At 72.0% G+C, this 7,554-nt stretch carries 7 protein-coding genes and 1 tRNA gene; 5 read left to right on the top strand and 3 right to left on the bottom strand.

What is annotated here, in order from left to right; translation table 11 throughout:
* Window positions 1-88: 88 nt before the first annotated feature.
* Complete coding sequence (locus ACZ4UB_RS31950) at window positions 89-1,003, bottom strand: transketolase family protein (RefSeq protein WP_468075591.1); 915 nt, start codon at window positions 1,001-1,003, stop codon at window positions 89-91.
* A gap of 7 nt (window positions 1,004-1,010) precedes the next feature.
* Window positions 1,011-1,712 carry a transketolase gene (locus tag ACZ4UB_RS31945; protein ID WP_468075589.1) on the bottom strand — a complete coding sequence of 234 codons (702 nt, stop codon included), beginning with the start codon at window positions 1,710-1,712 and terminating at the stop codon, window positions 1,011-1,013.
* 157 nt (window positions 1,713-1,869) lie between these two features.
* On the opposite strand from ACZ4UB_RS31945, the gene ACZ4UB_RS31940 reads away from it, so the two are divergent.
* Both ACZ4UB_RS31940 and ACZ4UB_RS31935 read left to right on the top strand, forming a co-directional pair.
* A tRNA-Pro gene (locus tag ACZ4UB_RS31940) sits at window positions 1,870-1,943 on the top strand.
* Window positions 1,944-3,023: 1,080 nt separating this feature from the next.
* Window positions 3,024-3,566, top strand: coding sequence for a hypothetical protein (locus ACZ4UB_RS31935; protein WP_468075587.1), 543 nt, complete (start codon window positions 3,024-3,026; stop codon window positions 3,564-3,566).
* Between the two features lie 42 nt (window positions 3,567-3,608).
* Here ACZ4UB_RS31935 and ACZ4UB_RS31930 read toward each other — a convergent pair whose 3' ends face one another.
* On the bottom strand, window positions 3,609-4,427 hold the full coding sequence (locus tag ACZ4UB_RS31930; protein WP_468075585.1) for a polysaccharide deacetylase family protein: 819 nt from the start codon (window positions 4,425-4,427) through the stop codon (window positions 3,609-3,611).
* Between the two features lie 144 nt (window positions 4,428-4,571).
* On the opposite strand from ACZ4UB_RS31930, the gene ACZ4UB_RS31925 reads away from it, so the two are divergent.
* From ACZ4UB_RS31925 to ACZ4UB_RS31915, 3 genes are all read left to right on the top strand, one after another.
* On the top strand, window positions 4,572-5,309 hold the full coding sequence (locus ACZ4UB_RS31925) for a polysaccharide deacetylase family protein (protein WP_468075583.1): 738 nt from the start codon (window positions 4,572-4,574) through the stop codon (window positions 5,307-5,309).
* A 76-nt stretch (window positions 5,310-5,385) separates the two neighbouring features.
* Window positions 5,386-6,708 (top strand): glycoside hydrolase family 10-like protein, encoded by a 1,323-nt coding sequence (locus tag ACZ4UB_RS31920; RefSeq protein WP_468075580.1) that lies wholly within the window; start codon window positions 5,386-5,388, stop codon window positions 6,706-6,708.
* Window positions 6,705-7,481: a polysaccharide deacetylase family protein gene (locus tag ACZ4UB_RS31915; RefSeq protein ID WP_468075578.1), complete on the top strand. Its 777-nt coding sequence runs from the start codon at window positions 6,705-6,707 to the stop codon at window positions 7,479-7,481. Before ACZ4UB_RS31920 ends, ACZ4UB_RS31915 begins: the two co-directional genes overlap by 4 nt.
* Window positions 7,482-7,554 lie beyond the last annotated feature (73 nt).

Below are 7,554 nucleotides of genomic sequence, written 5' to 3'. Positions count from 1 at the left end.
TCCACACCTACAATCACCACCGCGGACACACCGCACTCGCAGGCAAACCACCCGCCAGCCGCGTCCCCAACCTCACAGGGCAATACACCTAGTCCTTCAGGAAGGCGGCGATCCGGTCGCGGAGGCCGTGCGGGTCCAGGCCGTGGGCGGCGGTGTGTTCGTCGATCGTGCCGAACCTCCGCAGCTCCGCCCTGCCCACGCCCAGGCCCAGGATCCGGTGCGGGACCTCGATCAGGGCCTCGGCGGCCGGGCCCGCGGACGTACCGGCGAGGTAGGGCTCGACCAGGACCACGTCGGCCGGGCCGGAGCCGACGGCCGCGCGCAGGGCGGCGTCGTCGAAGGGCCGTACGGTCGTCGCGTAGAGCACCGTCACGTCCATCCCCTCGGTGGCCGCCAGGACGTTGTCCAGCAGCGGCCCCACGGCCACGACCACGCCCGCACTCCCCTCCCGCACGGTCAGGAAGCGGCCGCCGTCGACCGGGCGCGGGGCGGCGTTGGACTGCTGGGAGAGCCGGACGTAGACCTTGTCGTCCCCGGCGTCGTACGCGCGGCGCAGCAGCTCCTCGGCCTCGTCCGGATGCCCGGGGACGTGGACGGTCCAGCCGTCCAGGGTGTCGAGCAGGGCCACGTCCCCGGGCGCCATGTGCGTGAATCCGCCGGCGGGCCAGTCGTACGACGCGCTCGCGCTGACCAGGACCCCGCCCGTCCCCTGGTGCCCGAAGTCCAGCTTGATCTGCTCGAACGGTCGCTCGACGAGGAAACTCGCGAAGGTGTGCACCACCGGTCGCAGGCCCGTCAGCGCCAGCCCGCCGCCGACGCCCACGAGCAGCTGCTCGCGGATCCCGACGTTGATCACCCGGTCCGGGTGCCGCGAGCGGGCGGGGCGGAACCCGTCCATGGTGATCTCCGCGAGCACCACGGCCAGCCGCGGGTCCTCGTCGAGCCGGCGCGTGGTGAAGGAGACGAAGCGCTCCCGCATGGAGTTGCCCGCCACGATGTCCATGGATTCCTCAGCCCTTCGTTTCGACGCGGGCGACCACGGCGTGCGGCCGCCCGGGATGCGGAGCGGTGAAAGCGGCGTGCAGTGCCTCGTGGTCCCGCCCGTCCACCGTGACGGCCGACCACCCGGCCGTCTCGAACCGGGACGCGATGCCGCCCGGCCAGCCGTGGGTGGCGGAGTCGTTGTCGATCACCACGGTGTGCAGCCGGTCCAGGCCGGCCGGGCCGGCGTAGGCGATGGCCTCGTGGTTGCTGCCCTCGTCCAGCTCGGCGTCACCGATCAGCACCCACACCGCGGGATCGGCCAGCCCCTGGGCCCGCAGCCCGAGCGCGCTGCCCACGGCGAGGGGCAGCCCGTGGCCGAGGGAGCCGCTGCCGATCTCCACGCCGGGGACGAGGGTGCGGTCCGGGTGGTGCCCGAGCGGGGACGCGTACCCGCCGAAGCCGGGGAGCCACTCGACGGGGAAGAACCCCTTGGCGGCGAGTACGGCGTAGTAGGCCATCGGCCCGTGCCCCTTGGACAGCAGGAACCGGTCCCGGTCCCGGTCCGCGGCGCGTGCCGGGTCCACGCGGAGCACCCGGTCGTAGAGCACCCACAGCACGTCCAGCGTGGAGGTGGCGGCCGGCCCGTGCTTCTCGTCCCCGGTCATGAGCCCCATGAGCCGGTCCAGATCCTGGAAGCGGAACCCTGTGTCCGCGGTCGTTTGTGTCATACACGGATCGTGCAACCTCAACCGCGCTTGAGGTCAACCCCGCCCTCTCCGGCGAGGCCGGGACCCGTCGCCGAAAGGTGCGCGCGACCACCACCCGAAGTGCGGTATCGTTCTCGTGCACGAGCGGTTGCGGCGAAAGTCGCAGGTCAGCGAGTAGCGGGACGTGGCGCAGCTTGGTAGCGCACTTGACTGGGGGTCAAGGGGTCGCAGGTTCAAATCCTGTCGTCCCGACTTTTCGAAGTCGCAGGTCAGGGGCCGTTTCAGAGCAATCTGAAACGGCCCCTTGATCGTTTTTGGGACCAGACGGGGACCAGGGCGGTCGGGGCGGGTCAGGCGGCGGCAATGGCCGTGACCGGCAGCGAACGAGGTGCGCGGAGCACCATGAGGCGCCCGGCCAGCGCGGCGCCAGCTGCCGTGCTCTGGTCGGCGTCGGGTGGCCATGGGTCGGACCCCTTCAGGGGCTCCTGGGCCACAACTGCCTTTGCCGGAAACCCTTTCGCGATCTCCGCCAGTGCTTACGGCGGGCCGGTGCCGTAGTGCCCGGGCCGCGGGGCCCAGCCGCGGGGGCGGCTACGCGCGTGCGGCGGGACAGTCGACCTCATGCGCACGGCACGGCCGCCCCCGAGGGCCCGCCGTCACCTTCACCCCGGACGACCGCCGCGCGGAGCACGCGTGCCTCTGCGCGCGGCTCGGACGCGGTCGAGATCAAGGCGCCCCGGGCCGGCCGGCGGCCCCGGGCGCTGCCCTGGTCACCGCCCGCGCCGCGCATGAGGGTGAGCAGAAGACGGACCTCGTGTCCGGGAGCTGCCGCGAATCGGCCGGGGCCGCGAACCTCGCCGGCGAACCGGTCCGCGGGATCCCGGCCCGTACCGACGCCAGCGAGCGCCCGCCCAGCGTCGGGCCAGGAGGTTCCGTGGGCGACGGAAATCCGAGGAATCGTTACGTCTGGGGCATTCGTGTGAATGCCCCGGGCCGCGGTCGCGGCAGGGCCGGGACCCTTGGCAGTATCGATCCTGTTCAGCCGCTGACCGCCCCGTTCGCGCTGAGCGTCGGTGCCTCCCGCATGCGACGCGCAGTCCCTTCGGCGCCGGTACCGCGGCCGCTCAATGATCACCCAGACCCCGTGATCGCCCCCCGCCCGCCGGGACCGCAGGAAGCCCCCCCCCGGAAGTCGGCCCGCCCGCCTGGCGCGGCCCTCCTCCACCCCTACGGCACCTGCAACACCGGCACATGCCCCGCCGTCGCCTTCAACGGCGCGACGCACACATACCCCTTCACCGCCATCGGCGGTATCACCACATTGGAGTCACCATGCGATCCCGCATGCTCACCACCCTGGGCGCCCTCGCCACCGCCGCCCTGCTCACGGTCTCGGTCCCCGGTTCGGCCATGGCTTCTACCGGCACCCTCACCCTCGGCGAGGTCGAACACTCCAACCCGGTCGGCTGCTTCAACCTCTCCACCGGCAACGAGGAAGAGACGCCGGATGACGTGCTGGTCAAGAACAACACCGGCAAGGCCGTCACCATCTGGGAAGAGTTCGGGTGCGGTGATCAGGGAGGGGGCACCTTCTCCAGCGTCGCGGTAGGTGCGGAGGCGTACGTCAGCGCGGACAAGGCCGTCATGGTCCCGCCCACCGGCACCCTCACCATCGGCTCCGTCGACTACGCGGACCCGGTCGGCTGCTACCACCGCGACAAGATCGGCTCCGGCGACCTGAAGGTCGTCAACAACACCGACACGCCCGCCCGGATCTTCCCGCGTGAGAACTGCGCGATCGTCAACACTCCGACGACCCTCGCGCCGGGTGCGGAAACCACCCTCACGGGGACCCAGACCCTCCGCATCCCCTAGCAACGACTCGGCACGGAGGGTGTCGGTTCACCGCCAGGCTGATCAGCCGGCGGTGAGCAGGCCGCGGAGGGTGGTGAAGCCGTACTGGCGGCTCTTGAGGGCATCGATCAGGTCGGGCAGCGCGGCGGCGTCGACGGCGGACCGGTCCTCCTCGGTGGCTCCCAGGTGCATCAGCACGATCGCCCCCGGGTGCAGGGCGTGCAGGGTCCGGTCGATGACCGAGGCCGTGCTCGCCCCGCCCACCCTCCCCTTCCAGCCCCGGGTGTCCACCGCCCAGTGGACGGGGAGGTATCCGGCGGCGTTGACCTCTTCGACGCACTGCGGGGTGGAGCGTCCGAAGGGGAAGCGGAACAAGGCCTCGGACGGCCTGCCGATGGCCGTCTCGATCGCGTCGGCCGCCGACCGGACCTCCTCGGCGCGCCGCTCGGGGGTGATGTGGGGGAACGCCGGGTGCGTCATGGAGTGGTTGCCCACCGGGTAGCGGTTCCCGATGTACCGGGCCAGAGCGGGATGGTCCGCGGCGAAGCGCCCGGTCATGAAGAACGTCGCGGGCACCCGACGGGCGTACAGGGTCCGAAGGATCTGCTCGGCGCCGTCCGGTCCCGCCCCACAGTCGAAGGTCAGTGCCACCTCCTGTTCGGTGATGGGCAACGACAGGAAACGCCGGCCCGCGAGAGCGCCGGTCACCGGCGGACGCGGTGCCCCGCCGCGCGCCCGTGTGAGCGGCGCGTCGGCGTGCGCCACGCTCCCGCTCGCGATGCCGAGAGCGGTCGCACCGAGTGCGGCGCTCGCCAGACCCGACAACACCTGCCGCCTTCGCGGCTGTTCGCCCCACTGGTTGTCAACTGATCGGAAAACCATGCCTGTTCACTCCTGGCCTCGGGCCTGTCGCGTGCGGTTGACCTTGAACGTAGTGCGCCTTCGCCCGGCAGTTGCCACCCCGGGCCACGGTAGTCACACGGATGGATCAGCCCGTCGTGGTCAGGTGCCCTCACTGGAGGTTCGGTGCTCGGCCTGAGCCCTCTTGATGTGGTGCACGCCGATCCGCCCGGCCCCGCGCCTGCTTGGGGACTCGACTTCCCCTGGCGACCGCCGGTCACCGGTGCGCTCGCCGGGCGGGACTTCGGGGTGCTTCCCGGCGGCGAGCGGAAGGTGGCGCTGACCTTCGACTGCGCCGCCGGACCTGACGGCGCCGAGGCGGTCCTGGACGTGCTGCGGGCACGGCAAGTGCCGGCGACGTTCTTCCTGACGGGGGAGTTCGTCCTCGCCCACGCCGCACTGGCCCGGGACATCGCCGACCACCACCCGGTGGGCAACCACTCCATGCACCAGCGCGACTTCCCGGCCGTCTCGCCTCAGGAGCGCGCCGACGACCTCCAGTCGGCGGCGGAAGCGATCGAGGCGGTCACCGGCAGACCGTCCGAGCCGCTGTTCCGCTTCCCCTTCGGCAGGGGCGACCTTCGGTGCGTCACCGAGGTCAACCTCGCGGGTTACGTTCCCGTCCGCTGGACCGTGGACACCGAGGGCTGGCGGGGTACGGACGCGGGCGCGAGCACGGCGACGGTCATCGACCGCACCCTGCGGGCCCTGCGTCCGGGGGCGATCGTCCGGATGGGCCGCTGCGGCGCGGCTCCCGAGGACCGTTCCGGCGTCGACGCCACCGCGCTGCCCGGTCTCATCGACGCCATCGACCGGTGCGGATACCGCTTCACCACTCCGCTCGACCTGTTCGCCGCGCCCTGACGATCCCACGCGATCCGCCGCCGACCACCAGACCCGGCCCCACCACCTCCGCCCCCCCACCCCGGAATCGAGCAGCATGGGCACCATCTCCCGCAGGGTCCTGACCGTCGGAGCGGCCGTTGCCGCGGCAGCGGCGTTCGGCCCCGTCACCAGCGGTCGCTCCACCTCGTACGCGGCCGAGAACGACCCGGCGCCCCGGGCGCCAGGACCCACGGGGGCAACGGCGGACACCGGGCGCAGGCAGTTCCGCGGGATGTGGCTGACCACGGCGTTCAACCGCGACTGGCCCGCCGCGAACACATCACCGCAGGAGCAGCGGGCGGACCTGCTCCGCCTGCTCGACGTCGCCGCCGAACGCCGGCTGAACGCGGTGATCCTTCAGGTCAGAGCGTTGGCGGACGCCCTGTGGCCGTCACCGTACGAGCCGTGGTCGCAGTACCTGACCGGAGTCCAGGGCCGCGATCCGGGCTGGGACCCGCTGGAGTTCGCCGTACGGGAAGCGCATCTGCGCGGGCTGGAACTCCACGCCTGGGCCAACCCCTTCCGCATCGCCACGCACGCGGACCCGGCCCTCTTGGCGCCCACCCATCCGGCCCGCCTGCACCCCGAATGGGTCGTGACGTACGGCAAGTTGCTGTGCTACAACCCGGGTCTGCCCGAGGTGCGCGCGTTCGTCCAGGAGGCGATGCTCGATGCCGTCAGCAGGTACGACGTGGACGGCCTCCACTTCGACGACTACTTCTACCCGTACCCGACCCGCGGCCGGGCGTTCGACGACGACGAGGCGTTCCGTCGGTACGGCGCGGGCTTTCCCGACCGGTCCGCCTGGCGGCGGGACAACATCAACCAGCTGGTGCGCGGAACCGCACGGCGCATCAGGGAAGTGAACCGCTCCCCGGCCCGGGGTGGTGCGTCGCCCCGCCAGGTGCGCTTCGGCATCAGCCCGTTCGCGGTCTGGCGCAACGACACCACCGACCCCCAGGGGTCCGCCACCCGGGGCGCCGCCCAGTCCTACGACGACATCTACGCCGACACGCGCACTTGGGTGCGCGAGGGCTGGCTCGACTACATCGCCCCGATGATCTACTGGCACATCGGCAACGACAACGCCGACTACGCCGAACTCGTGGCCTGGTGGGCCGAGACCGTACGGGGCACCGATACCCACCTGTACGTCGGCGAAGCCCTGTACAAGGCGGGCAACCCGGCCCAGGGCAAGTCCTGGCACGATCCCGCCGAGCTCTCCCGCCACCTCACCCTGGCCCGACGTTTCCCCGAGGTGCGCGGCAACATCTACTTCGCGGCGAGGGAAGTGGCCGCCGACCCGATCGGGGCGATGACTCGCGTGGTGGCCGACCACTACCCCACCCGCGTCCGGACCCCGGCCGGGTCGCGGTGACGACCGGCGCCCGGGCCGTCTTCTCCAGGCGCCGCCTCCTCACCGCCGCGGGCCCCTCGGTGCTGGCGCTGGCGAGCCCGCAGTGGCCCGCCTCGGCCACGGAACTGCCGGTGCCCGAGAAGCGGGTGGAAGGCGGACCGATGGCCTTGGCCCTCACCTTCGACGACGGCCCCAGCCCGATCTACACCCCCCAGGTGCTGGCCGTCCTGCGCCAGTACCGGATGAGGGCGACGTTCTTCATGCTCGGAGCCAACGCGGCGAAGTACCCCGAAACCGTGCGCCAGGTCGTCGACGAAGGGCACGTCCTGGGCAACCACACCTGGTCCCACCCGACCCTCCGCCACCTGACCGACGTACAGGTACGGGACGAGATCGAAAGCACCCAGGCCATCCTCGGCCGCCTCAGCGGCGGGCGTCCCCCGGGTCTCTTCCGCGCCCCTGGCGGCCGGTTCACGCGCGCTGCCCTGACGGTGTGCGCCACACTCCATCTCCAGCCCGTCTCCTGGTCGCTGGACACCGGGGACTGGCTCAACCCGGGCGCCGACAGGATCTCCGACACCGTCGTGGAACGCGCCCACGGCGGGGCGATCGTCCTGCACCACGACGGCTTCCTCAGCCGATCCGCCGTCCCCGAACACCAAGGCCGGGCCGACCGTACTCAGACGGTCACGGCCCTGCGCACCTACCTGCCGCACCTGCTCGGCGCGGGGTACCGCTTCACCACCCCCGCCCCCGCCCCCGCCGCTCCGACCTCCTGGGACATCAGACCGTGACCGAAGCCCCGAGGCCCGCCACCCCGCCCGCGCCGATCCGGGCTCCCCTCGCATGGCCAGGGCCCGTACGGTC

The sequence above is a fragment of the Streptomyces sp. NPDC028419 genome (genome assembly GCF_055565515.1).
Note: the sequence above shows the minus strand (reverse complement) of the source record. Positions and strands in the feature narration are given on the sequence as shown.

Bases quoted from the DNA above. Each gene is read 5' to 3' on its own strand.
- ACZ4UB_RS31950 (WP_468075591.1), bottom strand. From the start codon at position 1,003: ATGGACATCGTGGCGGGCAACTCCATGCGGGAGCGCTTCGTCTCCTTC.
- ACZ4UB_RS31945 (WP_468075589.1), bottom strand. From the start codon at position 1,712: ATGACACAAACGACCGCGGACACAGGGTTCCGCTTCCAGGATCTGGAC.
- ACZ4UB_RS31935 (WP_468075587.1), top strand. From the start codon at position 3,024: ATGCGATCCCGCATGCTCACCACCCTGGGCGCCCTCGCCACCGCCGCC.
- ACZ4UB_RS31930 (WP_468075585.1), bottom strand. From the start codon at position 4,427: ATGGTTTTCCGATCAGTTGACAACCAGTGGGGCGAACAGCCGCGAAGG.
- ACZ4UB_RS31920 (WP_468075580.1), top strand. From the start codon at position 5,386: ATGGGCACCATCTCCCGCAGGGTCCTGACCGTCGGAGCGGCCGTTGCC.